Raw genomic sequence first — 20,792 nt, 5'->3', positions numbered from 1 at the left:
ACTTTCCGGGGTCGGAGGGTCAGATCCAGCCCTGTTCCCAGGCGCGGTGCGCGGCCGCATGGCGGGTCGGGGTGCCCAGCTTGGACATGGCCGCGGAGAGGTAGTTGCGGACCGTGCCGGGGGCCAGGTGGACGGCGTCGGCGATCTCGGCGATCGATGCGCCGGTGCGGGTCGCGCGCAGGACCTCCAGTTCGCGGCCGGTGAGGGGGCAGTCGTCCTCGGACAGCGCGGAGGCTGCGATGTCCGGGTCCACGTAGCGGCGGCCGGCGGCGATGTCCCGGATGATCTCGGCAAGCCGGGCCGCCGGGGTCGTCTTGGGGACGAAGCCGCGGACACCGGCGGCCAGGGCCCGGCGCAGCACGGCCGGCCGGGCGTGCCGTGTCACCAGGACGATCTGCGTGGGCAGTTCGGCCCGGATCTCCTCGGCGGCCCGGAGCCCGTCGGTGGGCGGCATCTCCAGGTCGAGTACGGCGATGTCGGGGCGCTGCTCGCGGGCCAGCCGCACCGCCTCGGTGGAGGTGGACGCCTCGGCGACCACGGTGAGGTCCTGCTCCAGCGCGAGCAGGGCGGCCAGGGCGCTCCTGAGCATGTCCTCGTCGTCCGCGATCAGAAGGCGGATCATCGGGGGGCTCCGTCCACGGGGTTCGGCGAGTGCGCTGCCCCCGGCGAGTCGTGCGACGCCGAGGGCTCCGGCGACCCCGATGCCCCCGGCGACCTCGGCGCCCCCGACGCACACGTCGGCAGCGCGGCCTCGACCACGAAGCGATCGCCCTCGTGCTGCCAGTTCAGCTCGCCACCGGCCGCCTCCAGCCGCTCGGCGAGGCCGCGCAGCCCCGTGCCGTCCAGGGCGGCCGGATGCTCCTCGGCACCGTCGTTGCGTACGCGCAGGCGGGCGTGGCCGTCGGCGATGCGGTAGTCGACCTCGGCGTGTCCGGCCCGGCTGTGCCGCAGCACGTTGGTGGTGGCCTCGCGCATCACGAGACCGAGGAGGTGCCGGGCGGAGTCCGTGAGATCGGCGGCCACGGCATCCGGGTCGAGCGTCATCCTCGCGTCGATGCCGGCTGCGGCCAGCACCCGGGTCGCGTTGCCGATCTCGTCATCCAGCGTCGTACGACGGTACCCCCGCACCACCGCCCGGGTGTCGCTGAGGGCGTCCGCCGACAGCTGCCGTATCTCCTTCATCTCCGCGGCGGCCCGCGCCGGATCCCGCTTGACGAGCCGCTCCGCCAACTCGCTCTTCAGGGCGATCACTTGGAGATGGTGGCCCTGGATGTCGTGCAGGTCGGCCGCGAACCGCAGCCGTTCCTCCCTGACCGCCAGCTCCGCCTCCAGCCGACGTGCCTGGTCCAGCCGCCATGCCGTGTCCCAGGCCCACAGCGGGCCGAGCGTCACCCAGGCCGTGAAGGCGACCAGCCCCGCCGGGAACAGGGCCGCGTACGCCGACTCCCCGTCTTCCGCTGCAAGGCTGACGACGCCGCCGGGGAGCAGGGCGAGGACCACGGCGCCGCCGACCAGCAGTCGCCTGTGGTGTGGTGGGAGGTACGTGGCGACGATCGCGACCACCAGCGCGGGCGTCACCGCCCACAGCCCGTAGTTGCGCTGGGCCAAGGGGAGCGCCGCGAGTACGACGCCCGCCCCGACCGCGGAGGTGAGCAGGCCCACGGGCGGTCCGCCGGGCTGTGCGTCGCTGACCGGCAGGAGCGCAAGCCGTCGGCTCAGCAGGGCGACGCTCGCCCACACCTCGACCACGAGCGCGGCGGCCGCCGACGCACGTGCCCACAGCGGGACGTCGCCGTCGAGGACCCACTCGCCGACGAAGAGGACCAGGACGCACGCGGTCATGCCCGGCACGGTCCACCACGTGTAGCGACGGAAGCCCGTCAGCCCCGCCGCCTCGCGCTCGATCTCCCCGTCCCCCACCCGGTCATTGTGGCCCAGCCGGGCCGCATGACACATGTCATGCGCGGACGTGACAACGCCACGCGTGCGCAGGGGGATCCGGCACTACTGGCGGGCCTCGTCGCGGCGGAGGGTGAGGGCGTCGGCAACAGCGGCGGCAGACGCAGCCGATACCCCGACCCCGTACCGAAGGAGAGCCCGTCATGCAGGCACGCCCCACTCACCCGACGGCCGTACGGCCGCACCCGAGTGCCGCGCTCAGGCGGCGTTGGCCGACCGCGCTGGCCGTCGCGGTCGTCGTCCTCAACGTGATCGCATCCGGCTCGCAGGACGTGGCCGACGCCGTCGGAGGGTTCGCCGAGACCCTGCCGTTGCTGCCCCTGATCTATCTGGTCGTCCACCAGATCGGCAGGCCGCAGGCCACCTGGCCGGTGCTCGGGGCCGGACTGGTGGCCGTATTCGCCCTCGCCGCCCAGGATGTGGTCGCCCCGTCCACGGTCCTGGTCGCCCTCGCGGCGGCCGTCCTGGTGTGGGGCGCCGTCCGTGGCACTCCGCACGGGCGGGCCACGTTCGGGGTGCAGGCCGTGGGCGCCGTCGTCTTCTGCGGGCTCGCGCCGGCGGGGCTCGCGGTGGATGCGGACCTGGGCCGGTATCTAGTGGCGGCCGGCTGGTTCTGCCATGGCGTCTGGGACTTCGTGCACCTGCGGCTCGACAAGGTCGTCTCGCGTACGTTCGCCGAGTGGTGCGGCGTCATCGACGTACTCGTCGCCGTCCAGCTGCTCTTTCTGGTCTAGCCGAGAACGGGTGCCCCGAGTTGCCGGAAACGGCCGCGAAACGCCGGGGCGGACGCGTAACCGGGAACCTCCCCGTACGTTGCCACCAGTGGTCTCTCCTGTCCGGTACCCCAACTCCGCTCCCCGGGAGCTCTCTTGGACCCCGACGACACCGCAGCCGCCCTCCGCCTCGGCCCGCTCTCCCGCCGCAGATTCCTCCAGGCCACCGCCACCGCCACCGCAGCCGCAGCCGTCACCGGATCTACGCTCTCCACCGTGAGCACGCCGGCCGTCGCCGCCTCCGCCGCGACCACCCTCTCCTTCACCGCCGCCACGGGCGGCTCCGCGACCCTCGCCCCTACCGGTGACCGGCTGGTCGCCGAGGTGCAGAACGTGCTCTGGTCCATCCCGAGGAAGGGCGGCACCGCCGTCCCGCTCACCCCGCCCTGCCTCGAACCCACGCGCCCGCAGTTCTCGCCCGACGGCAGCCGCCTCGTCGTCTGCGCCTACCGCGGTGGCGGCTTTCACCTCTGGACGCTGCGGCCCGACGGCACGGGGCTGCGGCAACTCACCGACGGGCCCTGGGACGACCGGGGCCCCGCCTGGTCGCCGGACGGCTCCCGGATCGCGTTCGCCTCCGAGCGCGGCGGCGACACCGTGACCGGCTCCCCGTACCGCATCTGGACCGTGGACGCGCGCACGGGCACGCCGACCCGGCTCACCGGGCGCCCCGGCCAGCAGGGGCCGGGGCAGGACGCCCGCTGGGAGGACTTCGACCCCACGTGGTCGCCCGACGGGAAACGGGTGCTGTTCGTGCGGGCCGTCGTCACCGCCACCGGCACCCTCCGCGCGACCACGATCGCGTCGGTGGCCGCCGACGGCACGGGCCCGGTCACCACCGAGCACACCGACGGCTCAGGCGCCCAGCTCATGACCCCCGCGGTGTCGTCCACCGGGCGTCTGGCCCACCTGCGCACCACGGCCTCGCCTGCCGCGTCCTGCACGCTCGTCGTGGACGGCACACCCGTCGCCGTGCAGGGCGACGTCCTCCCCGCCCCGCCGCGCTGGACGGACGCGGACCGACTGCTCCTCAACGTCGGCGGACACTTCCGCCTGGTCGACCCGGACGCGCCGGGTGACGGCGAGGAGATCCCGTTCACGGCCACGCTGCCCGTGGAGCGGCCCCGCTTCCGGGGCAAGGCGTACGACTTCGAGGGCGCCGGCGCCCGTCCCGTCCGCGCACTGCACCTGCCCGCCCTGTCGCCGGACGGCCGTAGCGTCGCCTTCGCCGCGCTCAACGCGCTGTGGACCGCCGGGACGACCGGCGGCCGAGCACCGCGCAAGGTCCTGCAGGTCCCCGCCACCCGCTATGTACTGGCGCCGACCTGGACGCCCGACGGCACGGCGCTGGTGTACACCGACGACCGTGACGGACTCTTCGCCGTACGACGCCGGGACCTCCGCTCCGGTGCGGAGACAGTCCTCGCGGCGGGCGGACGCGTCTTCCCCGCCCTCTCGCCCGACGGAACGCGGCTGGCCTGCCTGGACATGTCCGGCAACCTCCTGGTGCGCGACCTGCCCGAGGGGGTCGAACGCGTCCTCGCCGCCCCGCTGGGAGCGGGCGGGCTGCCCGGCCGACCCAGCTGGTCGCCCGACGGCCGGTATGTGGCGCTGTGCGACCGGAACCGTCTCAACCAGCGGTTCCGCGAGGGCTACAACCTGATCCGCGTCGTCGACACGGCCACCGGAACGGCAGCCCTGCACGCACTCGCCCCGCACACCTCGCTCTCCGACCGCTACGACTCCGGGCCGGTCTGGTCGCCGGACGGCCGCTGGATGGCCGTGGTGGCGGAGTCGGCGCTGTGGCTGCTGCCGGTCCGCGCCGACGGCACCCCCGACGGCGAGCCACGCAGACTCACCACCGAACCGGCCGACCACCCCTCCTGGTCCGCCGACGGCGCCACCCTGCTCCACCTCTCCGCGGGCACCCTGCGCCTGACCGACCTGCGCAGCGGCAGAACCCGTACCGTCCGCGTCCCGCTCGACTACCGCAGACCGCGCCCGGCGGACACCGTGGTGCACGCGGGCCGCCTCTGGGACGGAACCGGAGGGGACGTCCGCGAGAACGTCGATGTCGTGATCCGCGACGGCCGTGTCACGGACGTGTCCCCGCACCGCGCCGACCGCCCGGCCGAACGCCGCGTCGACGCGAGCGACCGCACCGTGATCCCGGGCCTGTGGGACGCCCACACCCACCCCTGGCAGACCACGTACGGTGGCCGGCAGACCGCGCTGCAACTCGCTTACGGCATCACGACGGCCGTCTCGCTGGGCGGCTTCGCCTACGAACAGGCCCGCATCCGGGAGGCGGTCGCCGCCGGTGTCCTCGCCGGGCCCCGGCTGCTGACCACCGGTGAGCTGCTCGACGGGCCGCGCGTCGCCTACAGCATGGGCCGCGCCCATCGCACCCGCGAGGGCCTGCAGCGGTCGCTGGCGCGGGGTGCCGCGCTGGACTGGGACTTCGTGAAGACGTACGTACGGGCTCCCGCGTGGGTGATGAAGGAGGCCGCGGACTTCGGGCACGAGCGGCTCGGGGTGCGCAGCGGCAGCCACCTGTGCGGTCCCGGTGTGCAGCTGGGCCAGGACCTGACGACGCATTTGCAGGCGACCCAGCGGCTGGAGTTCGGCCACGCGACGTCCGCGGCGGGGCGGGCCTACCAGGACGTCGAGGAGATCTACACCGCGACCGACTTCCACCTCGTCGCCACCCCGTTCACGGCACTGGCACTGCTCGGCGCCGACGCCGCGCTGGCCGACGACCCACGTGTCACCGCCCTCATGCCGCCCTGGGACACCGCGCTCGTCCGACAGCAGGCCGGACAGCCGTCCAGCGAAGCCCAACTGGCCACGCTGGGGCGGGAGATGGACATCTACCGGCGCGTCCTCGCGAAGGGCGGCCTGATCGCGCTCGGCACCGACCAACCCATCGTCCCGGTCGGCCTGCATCTGCACCTCGCCCTGCGCGCCCTGCACAACGCCGGCTTGTCACCGGCGGAGGCACTGCGCACCGCGACCCTGCTGCCCGCGCGGGTCTTCGGCGCCGACGGCGACCTGGGCACCGTGGAGGAGGGCAAGCTCGCCGATCTCACCCTCGTGGACGGCGACCCGTTCACCGACTTCACCACGCTGATCCGCACGGTGGCGGCCCTGCGCGGCGGCGTCCTCTTCGAGCAGGCGGACCTGGTCGACGCCTTCGACACCGACACCGACACCGGGCGCCGGGTGCCGGACGACTGGCTGGAGGTGGGCCGCCAGATGCGTCGCGAGGGGTGCTGTGACCTCTGAGCAGGTCACGGTACACACACACTTCGTGAAAGATCTGCGCAGGAGTATCACTCGGGATGCACACAGCCTTTTGAAAGGATCGTTAGCGTTCTGGCCGTTCGACCCCACGTGCAAACGTGACCAGGCCGCGGCCGAGCAGAGCCGATGGCGCAGTCAACCCAGGAAGACCGCAGATGGACTACTGCTCCTCGTGCCGCCGGCATCTCAACGGGGCCCTCGTGTGCCCCGGATGCGGCGCCTATGCCCCCGACATCGCTCCCTCGACGACAGGGGGACGCACCGTGTCGGCGGCACCGGGCGCGGTGACGCGGGAGCGGCCTGCGGCCGATACCCGGTACGACGGCTACTTCCGTGACGAGGCACCGTCGGCCGACGCGCACGAGACGACGCCCGCAGCCCCGTCCGGTGGTGTGGACGGCGTACCGGCCGTCCCCGAGGGCCGGGCGGCGCGGCGTCGGCAGCGGGCCCGCTGGAAGAAGAACCAGCGCCGGGCCGTGGTCGCGACGGCCGTCGCGCTGGTCGGCGGCGGCCTGACCGTCTCGGCGCTCGACCGCGGGGCCGGCGACAAGGCCCAGGCAGCCACCGCGCCGGAACGCCCGAACGTGGGCCTCCCGGAGCAGCAGCACACGGAGCTCACCCGCCCGGCGTCCACTCCGCCGGACACCCCCGACGCCCCGCGCACCGACACGTCCACGTCGAAGCCGTCCCCGACCAACGCCGCCCGGGAGTCCGTCACGGCCCCGCGCACCACGCGGGACTTCACCCGACCGGACGCGGCCACCACGCCGAGTCCCACGGCGACCTCGGCCCCGCAGTCGCAGACCGCCTCCGCGAATCCCGGCGGAGGGAACTCCGGCGGCAGCGGCGGCAGTGGCGGCAGTGGCGGCAGTGGCGGAACCGAGGCCGACCAGCAGGCGCCGACCCCGACGCCCACCGACGGCTCCGACTCCGGAACCTCCACGTCACCGACGAGCCCGGCACCGGAAGCCACATCGCCGGCGCAGCTGTGCGTGCTCAACCTCCTGTGCGTCGGCTGACCGTGCCGGGCAAGTGAGCTGACCGCCCGAGCGCACCTCACCTGAGATCGTCGTCACCCTGCCGCATCGCCACACAAGCCCGTGGATGCGGTCATGCTGGAAGAAGCCGTACGCCATCGCCCGGCGAGGGCCGGCACCAGCAGAGCAGGACGTCGTACTCAGGAAGGAACTCTCCATGGTCGAGCAGGACGAGCGCTTCGATGTCGTGGTCCTCGGAGCGGGCCCCGGCGGCTACGTCGCCGCGATCCGCGCCGCCCAGCTGGGCAAGCGGGTGGCGGTCGTGGAGGAGAAGTACTGGGGCGGCGTCTGTCTGAACGTGGGCTGTATCCCCAGCAAGGCGCTGCTGCGCAACGCCGAACTGGCGCACATCTTCACGCGCGAGGCGAAGACCTTCGGCATCAAGGTGGACGGGCAGGTCAGCTTCGACTTCGGCGAGGCGTTCCGCCGCAGCCGCAAGGTCGCCGACGGCCGGGTCAAGGGCGTCCACTACCTGATGAAGAAGAACAAGATCACCGAGATCGACGGCCGCGGCACCTTCCTCGACCCGCACACCCTCCAGGTGGCCGGCTACGACGGCGAGACCCGCACCATCGGCTTCGACCAGTGCATCATCGCCACCGGTGCCACGCCCAAGTTGCTTCCCGGCACCCGGCGCAGCGCGCGCGTGGTGACGTTCGAGGAGCAGATCCTGGCCGAGGAACTGCCGCAGTCGATCATCATCGCGGGCGCCGGCGCGATCGGTGTCGAGTTCGCCTACGTACTCCACAACTACGGCGTGAAGGTCACGATCGTCGAGTTCCTGGACCGGATGGCGCCGCTGGAGGACGCCGAGGTCTCCGCCGAACTCGCCAAGCGGTACCGCAAGTTGGGCATCGACGTACTCACCTCCACCCGCGTCGACGCCGTCGACGAGTCCGGCGAGCAGGTGCGCGTCACGGTCACCGGCAAGGACGGCAGCCGGCAGGTCCTGGAGGCCGACAAGGTGCTGCAGGCGATCGGCTTCCAGCCGAACGTCGAGGGCTACGGCCTGGACAAGACAGGCGTGAGGGTCACCGAGCGCGGCGCGATCGACGTCGACGGGCGCTGCCGTACGTCGGTCCCGCACATCTTCGCCATCGGCGACGTGACGGCGAAGCTGATGCTCGCGCACGCCGCCGAGGCCATGGGCATCATCGCCGCCGAGACCATCGCGGACGCCGAGACGATGGAGCTGGACTATGTGATGATCCCGCGAGCCACCTACTGCCAGCCGCAGATCGCCAGCTTCGGCTACACGGAGGCACAGGCCCGCGAGCTCGGCCACGACGTCAAGGTGGCGAAGTTTCCCTTCACCGCGAACGGCAAGTCGCACGGCCTCGGCGACGCGACCGGCTTCGTGAAGCTGATCAGCGACGCCAAGTACGGCGAGCTGCTCGGCGGCCACCTCATCGGCCCGGACGTCACCGAGCTGCTGCCCGAGCTGACCCTGGCCCAGCAGTGGGACCTCACGGTCCACGAGGTCGCCCGCAACGTCCACGCGCACCCGACGCTCGGCGAGGCGGTCAAGGAGGCCGTGCACGGCCTCGCCGGACACATGATCAACTTCTGACCGTTCAGCCGTCGAGCCACCAGCGGGCCGCCCCCCAGGCAAACGCGTAACCGAAGCCGTTGACCGCCCAGTGCAGGGTCATCGGCGCCAGCAGACTGCCGGAACGGCGGCGCAGCTCGCACAGGACGACCCCGGCGACGGCCGTGGCGACGATCGCCGCGGCCACCGTCGGTGCCACGCCGGCCTGGCCTTCCCCGAAGACGGACCCGACGGCGGCGTTGGAGCGGTTGATGCCACGGGACGGCATCAGGTGCCAGACCCCGAACAGCAGCGACGACACGCCCGTGGCCCACGCCGTGCCGTACCGGCGCCGGAGCATGGCCCACAGCACGCCACGGAAGGCGGTCTCCTCCAGCAGTACGGTCCCGAAGGGCACCCGCACCAGCGCTCCCCACAGCATCCGCTCCAGGGACAGATCCGCCGCCCTGCCGTCCCGGAAGGCCTCGCGCCCGGCCGGAACGGCGAGCAGGATCAGCAGCACCAGCAGGACGATCGCCACCAGTACGGGAGCCCAGCGCAGCCCCCGGCGCACCCCCGCCGCGTCCAGCCCCAGGTCGGCCGCGGTGAGGCCGTCCCAGCGGGCGATCATCAGCAGCACGGCCGTCGCGACCACGCAGATGACCACGTACATGGCCGGGCTCCGCGCGAGCCAGTTGTTCAGCAGGTTCGCGGCGGTGAGCACGGCAAGAGCACAGGTGATCCGCATCCGGGTTCCAGCATCCCCCGGCTGCGCCGATCAGCCCAGTTTGCGGCAGTACAGCGCGTCGGGCGTCCGGGCCGACCCCACCCGACCGGTGTAGGCGATGCCGGCCGCGTACTCGTCGTCCGCGCACTGGCCCTTGTAGTGGCCCTGCGCGAAGTCGCCGCCCTTGGCGGCCGGCCCCCGGTTGTCGCCCCGGTCGAACCAGACCGTACGGCCACTCGCGCCGAGCCTCCCGGCCGGGGCAGCCGCGCACAGGGCGGCGGAGACGGCCGCGCCGCGGACGCTGTAGCCGATCAGGAACTGCCCCTCGGCGCACTGGAGTTTGGTGTATCCGGACGCCCAGTCCCGTCCCGCGGCCACATGCCGCTCGTCCGCGACCACCTCGTGTCCGTCGGCCGGGTCCCACAGGGCGCCGGCCGTCACGTCCGAGCACAGCCCCCGGTTGCCGGTGTGGCCGAGACCGAGCAGCCGCTGTCCGTCGGGGCAGACGGCCTTGCGGGCGCCGGGGTTCCAGTCGGGCAGGGCGCGCATCCGCCGCGACTGGACGAAGTCGCCGTGGTCGGGGCTGAGCATGGACCAGTCGGCGACCGGCGCCACCGGCCCGGTGCGGCCGTCGGCCCCGATGAGCCTCCTCCAGGCGTCGTCCCGCCAGTCGTCGCCGTCGTACACGCCCATACGGCGGCCTTCGGCATCCCAGTGCAGCAGCGCCCAGCCGTTGCCCTTGCGGTCCTGGTGCCAGCCGACGAGCGGCCAGTAGGCGAAGTCGGCGTCGGTGCGGATCAGTTGGTCCACGAAGTTCTCGAACCAGGCCCGCGGCTTCTGGCCGGTCTCGTCGCGGCCCCCGACGCCGAACTCGCTGATCCAGACGGGTGCCGTGAAGTGCCGGTCCTGCTCGCCGGTCACGAAGAAGGCCTGGCGGTTCAGCACCGCGACCAGTTCGGTCGGGCTCAGGTCTCGGTAGCGGGGATCGCTGGTCTCGCCCGTTCCGGTGGCGCCGCTGTGATTGGGGCCGGTGTAGTCGTAGAAGTGGGCGGAGTACACCAGCTTGCCGGAGTCGACGAGCGTGTGCGACAGGCGGCGGGTGGGCTCCAGGGTGGGGCGCTCGTGCGGGAGGCCGTCGACGGGGATGCCGGTCCAGTTGATGCCCTCGACAACGATCAGCAGGTTCGGGTTGGCCTCCGTCAGAATGCGGTCGCCGACGCGTTGGGAGGCGGCGAACCAGTCATGGTTGTCGCCGAGACCCCAGTTGGGGTCGTCCCACACGTTGCGGCGCACCTCGTTGTAGAGGTCGGCGCCGACGACGCGTGGGTTGTCCCGGTAGCGGCGGGCCATGAAAATCCAGTCGTTCTCCCAGGTCCCGGTGGACTGGCCGGCGTTCCAGCGTTCGTTGCCGTCCACTCCGCAGCACCAACGCGTGGTGTTGGTGTGGTTGTTGAGGATCACCGCGAGGCCGGCCGCCGTGAGGTCGCGCACGACCGCGTCGTACACCTCCAGCGGAGTCCTGCCGCGCAGTGTGGGATTGGCGGCGACGGAGTCGTCCGTGACCGGACGGCTGTCGCGGATCATCTCGTTGGAGAAGGGCAGCCGGACGCTGTTGATCCCGATCTCGCGGAACCCGGCGATGATCTCGGACATCGGGGCGCGGTCCAGGCCGAGCGGTATCCGGCCGGAGTTCTCGCCGGCGTGATGGCTCGCGTCGTCGGCCTGGTCGCCCGAGCCGTTCCAAGTGCCGCTGGCGCCGTGCCAGTTGCCGGAGCGCAGCTTGAAGCGGTCCCCTTCCGCGTCGACGATCCAGCGGCCCCGGGTGCTCAGCGGCGGCGTCCAGTCCTGCGCGCCGGTCGTGGCGGCGGCCGCGACGACCGTCTCGGCACCGGCCGGCTGCTGCTCGGCCGCGGCCTCGGGCAGCGAGGCGAGCGGGACGAGGAGGAGTACGGCGGCGAGAGTCGCCCTGGCCAAGGATCCGCGCACGGTCACCATCCCGACGGCTGAGTTGTCATGGCGGCGTCATCATGCTGGATGGGGTGACATTGGTCCAGTCTTTCGCGGGGTTCCGGCCCCCGACGGGGTCGGTGCGCAGCCACCTCCCCGACGAACGCGGTCTCCCGCGCCTCCTCCACCCGAATGGGGCCCACCTCCCTTCATGGCCCGCACCTGTGGCGCCGTGCGGCCCCGTTGAGCATCCTCGGTGGTACCGCGTCCCAGGGAGGCAGACCCATGCCGGCCAAGAACCTCACCGCCAACCGCTCCGCCCTCGGCCACCGCATCACCTACGCCCTGCGCCACCCCGACCGCGTGCCCCGCCATCTCGTCCGCACCGCACGGGACATGTGGCTGCGCCGCCGCCACCCGGACCACGTCTCCTACTACCGGGCCGTCATGCGCTCCGACACCCGGGCCGACCCGGACGCGGCCGTCGGCAGCCACAACCGCGAGCGATGGCTGGCGCTCGGGGAGATGCAGTTCGACTACCTCCTCGGCCACGGCCTGCGCCCCGAGCATCGGATGCTGGAGATCGGCTGCGGCAACCTGCGCGGAGGCTGGCGCTTCATCCGCCATCTGGAGCCCGGCCACTACTACGGCATCGACATCTCGCCCGACATCCTCTTCGCCGCACAGGACACCCTCGTGGCCATGGGGCTGCAGCGGCGGCTGCCCACGCTGACCCCGGTGCGCGACCTGAAGCTGCGCTTCCTGCCCGACGCCCACTTCGACGTGGTGCACGCCCACAGCGTCTTCTCGCACTCACCGCTCCCGGTCATCGAGGAGTGCCTGGCCCATGTCGGCCGGGTGCTCGCGCCCGGCGGCTGGTTCGACTTCACCTTCGACCGCACCGAGGGTGAGGAGCACCACGTCCTGCGGGAGGACTTCTACTACCGCACCGAGACCCTCCTGGCGCTGGCCGAGAAACACGGCCTGCAGGCCCGCTTCATGACGGACTGGGAGGAACTCCCGCACGGCCAGTCCAAGATCCGGGTCACGCATCCCGTGTGAGCCGACGCCCCGTCATCAGGTCAACTGTCCCGGACTCTTGACTCGTAAAGCAGGAGTGGCGATCCTCGTCGCACATCTTGCGAGGTCATGACAACCAGTCGACCGCGCGATCCCGCCGACCGAGGGACGTGGGCTGTGACCAGTTCCGGACGCCCGTACCGCCGACGCAAGAACGTGACCGTGGTGTCGCTCCTCCTCTTCGTTCTGTCCATCGCGCTGGGCCCCACGCCGAGTTCGGCGGCCGGAACCGACTGGTGGAACCCGACCGCACGGCCGGCGCCGGACTCCCAGGTCAATGTCACGGGGGAGCCCTTCAAGGGGACCAACGCCCAGGGCGAGGTGCGCGGCTTCGTGGACGCGCACGACCACATCTTCTCCAACGAGGCCTTCGGCGGGCGTCTGATCTGCGGAAAGCCGTTCTCCGACGCCGGCGTCGCCGACGCCCTGAAGGACTGCCCCGAGCACTACCCCGACGGTTCGCTCGCCATCTTCGACTTCATCACCAACGGCGGTGACGGCAAGCACGACCCGAACGGCTGGCCCACCTTCAAGGACTGGCCCGCGCACGACTCGCTGACCCACCAGCAGAACTACTACGCCTGGGTCGAGCGGGCCTGGCGCGGCGGCCAGCGCGTGCTGGTCAACGACCTCGTCACCAACGGCGTGATCTGCTCGGTCTACTTCTTCAAGGACCGCAGCTGCGACGAGATGACGTCCATCCGGCTGCAGGCCAAGCTGACGTACGACATGCAGGCCTTCGTCGACAAGATGTACGGCGGCACCGGCAAGGGCTGGTTCCGCGTCGTCACCGACAGCGCACAGGCCCGTGAGGTCATCGAACAGGGCAAGCTGGCCGTCATCCTCGGCGTCGAGACCTCCGAGCCCTTCGGGTGCAAGCAGATCCTCGACATCGCGCAGTGCAGCAAGGAGGACATCGACAAGGGCCTGGACGAGCTGCATGCGCTGGGTGTGCGCAGCATGTTCCTGTGCCACAAGTTCGACAACGCCCTGTGCGGGGTCCGCTTCGACTCCGGCTCACTCGGAACGGCCATCAACGTCGGCCAGTTCCTGTCGACCGGCACCTTCTGGAAGACCGAGACGTGCAAGGGTCCGCAGCACGACAACCCCATCGGCAACGCGGCGGCGGCCGCAGCCGAGAAGAAGCTCCCGGCGGGCGAGGAGGTCCCCTCGTACAGCGCCGACGCCCAGTGCAACGTCAGAGGTCTCACCGATCTCGGCGAGTACGCCGTACGGGGCATGATGAACCGCGGGATGATGCTGGAGATCGACCACATGAGCGTCAAGGCCACCGGCCGGGTGCTCGACATCTTCGAGTCCGCGTCCTACCCCGGCGTGCTCTCCTCGCACAGCTGGATGGACATGGACTGGACCGAGCGGGTCTACGGCCTCGGCGGCTTCATCGCCCAGTACATGCACGGCTCCGACGGCTTCATCGCCGAGGCCAAGCGCACCGAGGCCCTGCGCGACAAGTACGGCGTCGGCTACGGCTACGGCACCGACATGAACGGCGTCGGCGGCTGGCCGGGCCCGCGCGGAGCGGACGCCCCGAACAAGGTGACGTACCCCTTCAAGAGCGTCGACGGCGGCTCCGTCATCGACCGGCAGACCACCGGTCAGCGCACCTGGGACCTGAACACCGACGGCGCCGCCCACTACGGCCTCGTCCCCGACTGGATCGAGGACATCCGCCGCGTCGGCGGTCAGGACGTGGTCGACGACCTGTTCAGGGGCGCCGAGTCCTACCTGGACACCTGGGCGGCCTCCGAGAACCACGAGGCCGGCGTCAACCTCGCCCGCGGCGCGAGCACGTCGGCCAGTTCCTCGGAGTGGAGCCTGTTCACGAGCTACAAGCCGGGGCGGGCCGTCGACGGCGACGGCGGCACCCGCTGGGCGAGCGACTGGAGCGACGACCAGTGGTACAAGGTCGACCTCGGCTCCACCCGCGTGGTCAAGCGGGTCACGCTCGACTGGGAGCGCGCGTACGCGAAGTCGTACCGCATCGAGCTGTCCACCGATGGAGTGAACTGGCAGACCGCCTGGTCCACGACAGCCGGTGACGGCGGCCTGGACACGGCCCGGTTCAGCGGCACACCGGCCAGGTACGTTCGGGTCCAGGGCCTGGACCGAGGCACCGACTGGGGCTACTCGCTCTACGAGGTCGGCGTCCACAGCGGCTGACACCCACGAGAGGGGCTCCATGGCACGGTTGCCGTCCGCCGAGCGGCGGCGACAGCTCACCGAAGCGGCGATCAGGGCGATGGCCCGGGACGGCGTCCCCAGGACGACCACCCGGTCCATCGCCGCCGAGGCGGGCGTCTCGCTGAGCGTCTTCCACTACTGCTTCGACTCCAAGCAGGAGCTGATCGAGTCCGTCATCACCACCATCACCGGGCACTACGTGACGGTGGTGAAGCAGGCCCTACGGCCCCGGGCCACCCTCGAGGAGACCGTCCGGGCCGGCTTCGAGGCGTACTGGGACCACGTCCGCGCCCACCCGGACGAGCACATGCTCACCTACGAGCTGGCGCAGTACGCCCTGCGCCAGCCCGGCTTCGAGCACCTGGCACGCCGCCAGTACGAGCTGTACGCCGAGACGTACGCCGAGCTCATCGAGCAGTTGCGGCAGACCATGGGCGTCCGGCTCCGCGTACCCGTCCCGGTACTGGCCCGCTATCTGGCCGCCATGACCGACGGCCTCACGCTCAACTACCTCGTCCTCGGCGACGACGCGGCCTGGACCGGCATCCTCGACACGGTCACCGCGCACATCGCCGGGCTGGTGTGCGAGAGCTGACGGGGGCGCTCACCCCGGTACGGCTGCCCGATCACGGGCCTCCTGAGTCGCGTCCCGCCGGAAGAGCCACCGCATCTCCGGCTCCACCACGAACCGCAGCGCCCGCCGCACCGGGGATGTGCACAGCACGGTCACGACCACCGCGGCGACGACGGCGACGACGACCGGGCCGAGCGGCTGCTGCATCCAGGCGGGGTCGTACCAGCCGAAGTAGTTCGCGCTCTGGGCGACGAACCCGTGCAGCAGATAGCCGTACAGGGTGCCCACGCCCAGCACCGTGCACCACATCCGCCGCCCGGGCACCCAGGCGAGGAAGCAGGCCACCAGGACCAGCGAGCAGGCGAACAGGACCGGCGTCATCACGGCCCCGTACCACTGGGGTGCGCCCAGCTCCTCGGCGCTGTCGCGGTGGTAGAACCAGGCCCCGGCCATCCGCGGCACCGCCCAGTACGCCACCACGAACGCGGCCGCGAACACGGGCACGGCCGCGATCCGCACCGCGCGGCGGCGCACCATCCGGAAGTGCTCCGGGCGCAGCAGCAGACCCAGCACGAAGTACGGCAGGAACTGCAGGGTGCGCTGCAGATCGAGGTCGTTGCCGATGGACGGCGAGAGGGTGGCCAGCATCGCCACGGCGAGCGCCAGCGGCAGCGGCATGCGCACCCGCCGCCACAGCGGTGCGCTCAGCCGCCACAGGAACAGGGACGCGAGGAACCACGTCAGATACAGCGGGTCCAGCAGGCTGATCGGGCGGTCCGGTTCCTGGTCCGTCCACCTGGTGAACAGGGTGTACGCCGTCTCGAAGACGACGTACGGGACGACGAGACCGGTCACCAGCCGTCTGAGCTGCTGCGGGCGGCCGTCGAAGCTGCGGGAGAAGTATCCGGAGATCACGATGAACGCCGGCATGTGGAAGGCGTACACCAGCATGTACACCGCGCTGACCGTCCGGCTGCCGTCCCGCAGCGGTTCCCACGCATGGCCGACCGCCACCAGGACGATCGCCGCGTACTTGGCGTTGTCGAAGAAGGCGTCCCGCTGTTTCGAAGGCGCAGGTGACGGGGCTGTGGCAGGCGCGGGAGCCGTGACGGTGTGATTCGGCATCCCACGCGTCTCACCACTTATGGCCCCGGCAAACCTCCGCAGGCGGCCACAGGCTCCGAGGCCCCGGGGGGACGGCGCATAGGGCCGTAAGGGGTGTGGTCGTAACCCGTGTGATCGCTCCGAATGGTGCGACCCGAGGGATTGGCTGACGGTGGATCACGTCAGGCCTGGCTCCAGTGGTGATGAAGCGTCAGCCGCCCAGGCCGTGACGGAAGGACTCACTATGCGCTCTGTCCGCATGCTGCTCGCCACCGCGACGGCCACGGCCGCTCTGGCGATCGCGCCCACCGCCTACGCCATCACGACGGGGGACTGGGACCAGGAAGAAACCTCCCACAGCAAGGACCACGACAGCGACTCCCACAGCAAGGACCACGAGGAGGAGTCCTCCGGAAAGAAGCACGAGGACAACTCCTACAGCAAGGAGCACGACAAGGAGAGCAAGCACGACGAGCCGCGTGGCGGGGTCCACACGGGTGGTGGAGCGCTTGCGGCCCTGTTCAAGGGCGATGACTGGGGCGGGGACAAGGAGAAGGAGAACTCCGACGGCTACAAGGAGAAGGACGAGTCGGACGGCTACAAGGAGAAGGACGAGTCGGACGGCTACAAGGAGAAGGACGAGGAGGGCAAGCACGACAAGGAGGGGAAGCACGACGAGGGAAGCAAGCACGACGAGGAGGGCAAGTACGACGAGGAGAGCAAGCACGACAAGCCGCACGGTGGGGTGCACACCGGTGGCGGAGCGCTTGCGGCCGTGACCAACGGTGACGACTGGGGCGGCGACAAGGACCCGAAGCACGACCCTGACAGCTACCGCAGCAAGGACGAGGGACACGGCGACCACGACAAGGGCTCGTGGAAGGAAGAGGACCACGGCGACGACTCGTGGAAGGGCGACCACGAGAAGGACTCGTACGGCGGCGACCACGACAAGGAGTCGTGGGGTGGTGGCGACGACGACGGGCCGCGCGGCGGTATGCACACGGGCGGTGGCGGTCTCGCCTCGCCGGGTGTCACCGCGGGTGGTCTGGCCGTCCTCGGTGCCGCCGGCGCCGGCATGTACGTGCTCCGTCGCAAGAAGGCCGCCGGATCCGTGGCGTGACCGATGCCCGATGACATAACCGCTGTGGCCGCCGCACGTGCGCCGTGCGTCGCGGCGGTCCCGCGGGTCGTCCCAAAGTCCTCCCCGCATTCCTCCGTCCTGCTGTGTCCGCTGCTGTGCCCGAGTGAGGTGGTGCCCCATGGCCGCCGGCTGTCCCTCGTCCCCCGAGAACGACCCGGCCCGTTCCGACACCGGTTCCGCGACCTCGCGGCGGATAAGGCGCGTGGCCGCGGTGACGTTCTGGACCGTGGTCGCCGCCTTGGTTGTGGTGGTGACCCTTCCCGGAGCCCAGGACGGCGCTTCCGACGGCGGCCGTGCACAGAAGGCACTGCCGGCGGTCGGATCGCACGCTCCGGGGGAAGCCGGATCCCATGCCTCACCGCGGCCGCGGTCCGACTCACCGGCGCGGCGCCCCGTGGGCAAGCACCTGGCGCGGTCCCGGCCGGTGCGGCTGCTCATCCCCAAGATCTCGGTCGACGCGCCCTTCACCGACCTCACCGTCGGCAGTGCCGGCCGGCTCAACCCCCCGCCGGCCCACAACACCAACCTCGTCGGCTGGTACGCCAAGGGGGCGACCCCGGGTGAGACGGGCACGTCGATCATCGCCGGCCACGTGGACACGGCCACGTCCCCCGCGGTCTTCGCGAGCCTGAGCGAGCTGCGCAAGGGGGACCGCTTCCAGGTGCTGCGGGCCGACGGCCGCAAGGCGTCCTTCGTGGTCGACAGCGCGGAGACCTTCGACAAGGACACCTTCCCCAGCGAGCGCGTGTACCGCGACACCGCCCGGGCCCAGGTCCGGCTCATCACCTGCGCCGGGGACTACGACCGTCAGGTCAAGGACTACACCGCCAACCTGGTCGTCTTCGCCCACCTCGTCTGAACCACCACGTTCCGTATCACGCCCCTCCGCGCTGACCTCGTGTCTTACAGTGACTGCGACCAGTTCCGGTGACAGATCCTGTGAGGTACTCGCTAACCATGCCGACCGAGACGTTTGAGTTCCAGGTAGAGGCCCGTCAGCTGCTCCAGCTGATGATCCACTCGGTCTACTCGAACAAGGATGTCTTCCTGCGGGAGCTCGTCTCCAACGCATCCGACGCGCTCGACAAGCTGCGCCTGGAGAAACTGCGGGACGACGCCCTCGACGCCGACGTGTCAGATCTGCACATCGAGATCGACGTCGACAAGGAGGACCGCACCCTCACGGTGCGGGACAACGGCATCGGGATGTCGTACGACGAGGTGGGCAAGCTCATCGGCACCATCGCCAACTCGGGCACGGCCACTTTCCTCCAGGAGCTGAAGGAGGCCAAGGACGCGGCCGGGGCGGAGGGGCTGATCGGCCAGTTCGGCGTCGGCTTCTACTCCGGCTTCATGGCGGCGGACGAAGTGACGCTGGTGACGCGGCGGGCCGGCGAGAGCCAGGGCACCCGCTGGACGTCGCGCGGCGAGGCCACGTACACGCTGGAGACGGTCGCCGACGCTCCGCAGGGCACGTCGGTCACGCTCCACCTCAAGCCCGCCGACCCCGAGAACCAGCTCCACGACTACACCTCGCCCTGGAAGATCAGGGAGATCGTCAAGCGGTACTCGGACTTCATCACCTGGCCGATCCGGATGGTCCCGGACGCTGCCGCCCCGGGCGACGGCGACGGTGAAGGTGACGGGGACACCGCGCCCGAGCCCGAGACGCTGAACTCGATGAAGGCCCTGTGGGCGCGTTCACGCAACGAGGTCTCCGACGACGAGTACCACGAGCTGTACAAGCACATCAGCCACGACTGGCGCGAGCCGCTGGAGACGATCCGGCTGCAGGCGGAGGGCACCTTCGAGTACCAGGCCCTGCTGTTCGTCCCCACCCACGCCCCGCACGACCTGTTCACGCGTGACTTCAAGCGCGGCGTGCAGCTCTATGTGAAGCGCGTCTTCATCATGGACGACTGCGAGGCGCTGCTGCCGCCGTACCTCCGCTTCGTCAAGGGCGTCGTCGACGCGGCCGACCTCTCGCTGAACGTCTCCCGCGAGATCCTCCAGCAGGACCGGCACATCCGGATGATGCAGCGCCGGCTGACGAAGAAGGTCCTGTCCACGGTCAAGGAGTTCATGACCAAGGACGCCGACCGCTACGCCACCTTCTGGCGGGAGTTCGGCACCGTCGTGAAGGAGGGCCTGCTCACCGACACCGAGAACCGCGACGCCATCCTCGCCGTGTCGTCCTTCGCCACCACCCACGCCGACGACGAGCCGACCACGCTGGCGCAGTACGTCGAGCGGATGAAGGACGGCCAGGACGACATCTACTACATCACCGGCGAGTCGCGGCAGAGCATCGAGAACTCCCCGCACATGGAGGCGTTCCGCGACAAGGGCATCGAGGTCCTGCTGCTCACCGACCCCGTCGACGAGGTGTGGGTCGACGCCGTGGGCGAGTACGAGGGCAAGCCGCTGCGCTCCGTCACCAAGGGCGAGATCGACCTGGCGGCCGAGGGCGACGAGAAGGCCGGCGAGGAGCGCGAGAAGCAGGCCGAGGACTACGCCGCTCTGCTCGGATGGATGCGGGAGCAACTGGACGAGGACATCAAGGAGGTGCGCCTGTCCGCGCGGCTCACCGTCTCCGCGGCCTGTGTCGTCTCGGACGCGCACGATCTGACGCCGGCCCTGGAGAACATGTACCGGGCGATGGGCCAGGAGGTGCCGCGCACCAAGCGGATCCTGGAGCTCAACCCCGGCCACCCGCTGGTGAAGGGCCTGAACCAGGCGTACAAGGAGCGCGAGGACCGCACCGAGCTCGCCGAGTCCGCCGACCTGCTCCACACGCTGGCGGTGCTCGCCGAGGGCGGTCAGCCGAAGGACCCCGCGCGGTTCGTGAAGCTGGTGGCGGACCGGCTGGAGCGCACCCTGTAGGCGGTGCGCCGTAGGCCATGTGGTCGTGTGCGCGGGCCGTTGTCAGTGGCCCGCGCTACCTTCCTTGCAGTCGGCTTCCGGCCCTATTCCTGGAGGATCCATGGCCTCTCGTCTCAACCCCTACATCACCTTCGCCGGCGACGCCCGGCAGGCGATGGAGTTCTACAAGGACGTCTTCGGCGGCACCCTCGTGCTCAACAGCTACGGCGAGTTCGGTCAGAAGGACACCCCGATGGCCGACAAGATCATGCACGGCATGCTGGAGGCCCCCAACGGCTTCACCCTGATGGGCGCCGACACCCCGACGGATGACCACCGGCCCGGCAACAACATCTCGGTCAGCCTCAGCGGCGACGACGACGCCGAACTGCGTGGCTACTGGGAGAAGCTGTCGGACGGCGCCACGGTGACCGTGCCGCTGGACAAGCAGATGTGGGGCGACGTCTTCGGTATGTGTACCGACCGCTTCGGCATCACGTGGATGGTCAACATCGCCGGGCAGGCCGGCTGAGCGCGAGCGTCCGGGGCAGC

Annotated in this window: 16 protein-coding genes; 11 read left to right on the top strand and 5 right to left on the bottom strand. The window is 70.8% G+C overall.

Annotation, left to right across the window (positions count from 1 at the left end; translation table 11 throughout):
* Nucleotides 1-19: 19 nt before the first annotated feature.
* Nucleotides 20-622, bottom strand: coding sequence for a response regulator transcription factor (locus tag ACWGDB_RS23445; RefSeq protein ID WP_453824182.1), 603 nt, complete (start codon nucleotides 620-622; stop codon nucleotides 20-22).
* Nucleotides 619-1,920, bottom strand: coding sequence for a sensor histidine kinase (locus ACWGDB_RS23440; protein ID WP_453824181.1), 1,302 nt, complete (start codon nucleotides 1,918-1,920; stop codon nucleotides 619-621). The genes ACWGDB_RS23445 and ACWGDB_RS23440 overlap by 4 nt, the downstream gene beginning before the upstream one ends.
* Nucleotides 1,921-2,102: 182 nt before the next feature.
* Between ACWGDB_RS23440 and ACWGDB_RS23435 the strand changes: the two genes are divergently transcribed.
* The 4 genes from ACWGDB_RS23435 (at nucleotide 2,103) to lpdA (ending at nucleotide 8,642) form a co-directional block, all read left to right on the top strand.
* Nucleotides 2,103-2,693: a hypothetical protein gene (locus tag ACWGDB_RS23435; RefSeq protein WP_453824180.1), complete on the top strand. Its 591-nt coding sequence runs from the start codon at nucleotides 2,103-2,105 to the stop codon at nucleotides 2,691-2,693.
* A 135-nt stretch (nucleotides 2,694-2,828) separates the two neighbouring features.
* A complete protein-coding gene (locus tag ACWGDB_RS23430; RefSeq protein ID WP_453824179.1) occupies nucleotides 2,829-6,017 on the top strand; it encodes an amidohydrolase family protein in 3,189 nt (1,062 codons plus the stop codon).
* Nucleotides 6,018-6,190: 173 nt separating this feature from the next.
* Nucleotides 6,191-7,054 carry an SCO2400 family protein gene (locus tag ACWGDB_RS23425; RefSeq protein WP_453824178.1) on the top strand — a complete coding sequence of 288 codons (864 nt, stop codon included), beginning with the start codon at nucleotides 6,191-6,193 and terminating at the stop codon, nucleotides 7,052-7,054.
* A 175-nt stretch (nucleotides 7,055-7,229) separates the two neighbouring features.
* The gene (gene lpdA / locus ACWGDB_RS23420) at nucleotides 7,230-8,642 is read left to right on the top strand and encodes a dihydrolipoyl dehydrogenase (protein WP_453824177.1); all 1,413 of its coding nucleotides are present in this window, start codon (nucleotides 7,230-7,232) and stop codon (nucleotides 8,640-8,642) included.
* Nucleotides 8,643-8,646: 4 nt separating this feature from the next.
* On the opposite strand, the gene ACWGDB_RS23415 is transcribed toward lpdA, so the two are convergent.
* Together ACWGDB_RS23415 and ACWGDB_RS23410 are read right to left on the bottom strand one after the other, a co-directional pair.
* A complete protein-coding gene (locus ACWGDB_RS23415) occupies nucleotides 8,647-9,348 on the bottom strand; it encodes a CPBP family intramembrane glutamic endopeptidase (protein ID WP_453824176.1) in 702 nt (233 codons plus the stop codon).
* A gap of 30 nt (nucleotides 9,349-9,378) precedes the next feature.
* Nucleotides 9,379-11,322 (bottom strand): glycoside hydrolase family 5 protein, encoded by a 1,944-nt coding sequence (locus ACWGDB_RS23410; protein WP_453824175.1) that lies wholly within the window; start codon nucleotides 11,320-11,322, stop codon nucleotides 9,379-9,381.
* Between the two features lie 237 nt (nucleotides 11,323-11,559).
* On the opposite strand from ACWGDB_RS23410, the gene ACWGDB_RS23405 reads away from it, so the two are divergent.
* The 3 genes from ACWGDB_RS23405 to ACWGDB_RS23395 all read left to right on the top strand — a co-directional run bounded on the left by ACWGDB_RS23405 (nucleotide 11,560) and on the right by ACWGDB_RS23395 (nucleotide 15,151).
* On the top strand, nucleotides 11,560-12,336 hold the full coding sequence (locus ACWGDB_RS23405; protein WP_453824174.1) for a class I SAM-dependent methyltransferase: 777 nt from the start codon (nucleotides 11,560-11,562) through the stop codon (nucleotides 12,334-12,336).
* 135 nt (nucleotides 12,337-12,471) lie between these two features.
* Entirely contained in the window at nucleotides 12,472-14,535 is a 2,064-nt protein-coding gene (locus tag ACWGDB_RS23400; protein ID WP_453824173.1) for a galactose-binding domain-containing protein, read from the top strand.
* A gap of 19 nt (nucleotides 14,536-14,554) precedes the next feature.
* The gene (locus ACWGDB_RS23395; RefSeq protein WP_383598601.1) at nucleotides 14,555-15,151 is read left to right on the top strand and encodes a TetR/AcrR family transcriptional regulator; all 597 of its coding nucleotides are present in this window, start codon (nucleotides 14,555-14,557) and stop codon (nucleotides 15,149-15,151) included.
* Between the two features lie 9 nt (nucleotides 15,152-15,160).
* Here ACWGDB_RS23395 and ACWGDB_RS23390 read toward each other — a convergent pair whose 3' ends face one another.
* Nucleotides 15,161-16,255: an acyltransferase family protein gene (locus tag ACWGDB_RS23390; RefSeq protein WP_453824172.1), complete on the bottom strand. Its 1,095-nt coding sequence runs from the start codon at nucleotides 16,253-16,255 to the stop codon at nucleotides 15,161-15,163.
* Nucleotides 16,256-16,478: 223 nt separating this feature from the next.
* Here ACWGDB_RS23390 and ACWGDB_RS23385 point away from each other — a divergent pair, with 223 nt between their 5' ends.
* The 4 genes from ACWGDB_RS23385 (at nucleotide 16,479) to ACWGDB_RS23370 (ending at nucleotide 20,772) form a co-directional block, all read left to right on the top strand.
* A complete protein-coding gene (locus ACWGDB_RS23385) occupies nucleotides 16,479-17,357 on the top strand; it encodes a hypothetical protein (protein WP_453824171.1) in 879 nt (292 codons plus the stop codon).
* A gap of 139 nt (nucleotides 17,358-17,496) precedes the next feature.
* Complete coding sequence (locus tag ACWGDB_RS23380; protein ID WP_453824170.1) at nucleotides 17,497-18,237, top strand: class F sortase; 741 nt, start codon at nucleotides 17,497-17,499, stop codon at nucleotides 18,235-18,237.
* 98 nt (nucleotides 18,238-18,335) lie between these two features.
* Complete coding sequence (gene htpG / locus ACWGDB_RS23375; protein ID WP_453824169.1) at nucleotides 18,336-20,261, top strand: molecular chaperone HtpG; 1,926 nt, start codon at nucleotides 18,336-18,338, stop codon at nucleotides 20,259-20,261.
* 100 nt (nucleotides 20,262-20,361) lie between these two features.
* On the top strand, nucleotides 20,362-20,772 hold the full coding sequence (locus tag ACWGDB_RS23370) for a VOC family protein (RefSeq protein ID WP_328429504.1): 411 nt from the start codon (nucleotides 20,362-20,364) through the stop codon (nucleotides 20,770-20,772).
* Nucleotides 20,773-20,792 lie beyond the last annotated feature (20 nt).

Source organism: Streptomyces sp. NPDC055013 (assembly GCF_053608645.1).
The sequence above is the reverse complement of the archived record's forward strand: the minus strand, read 5'-3'. Positions and strand labels throughout refer to the sequence as shown.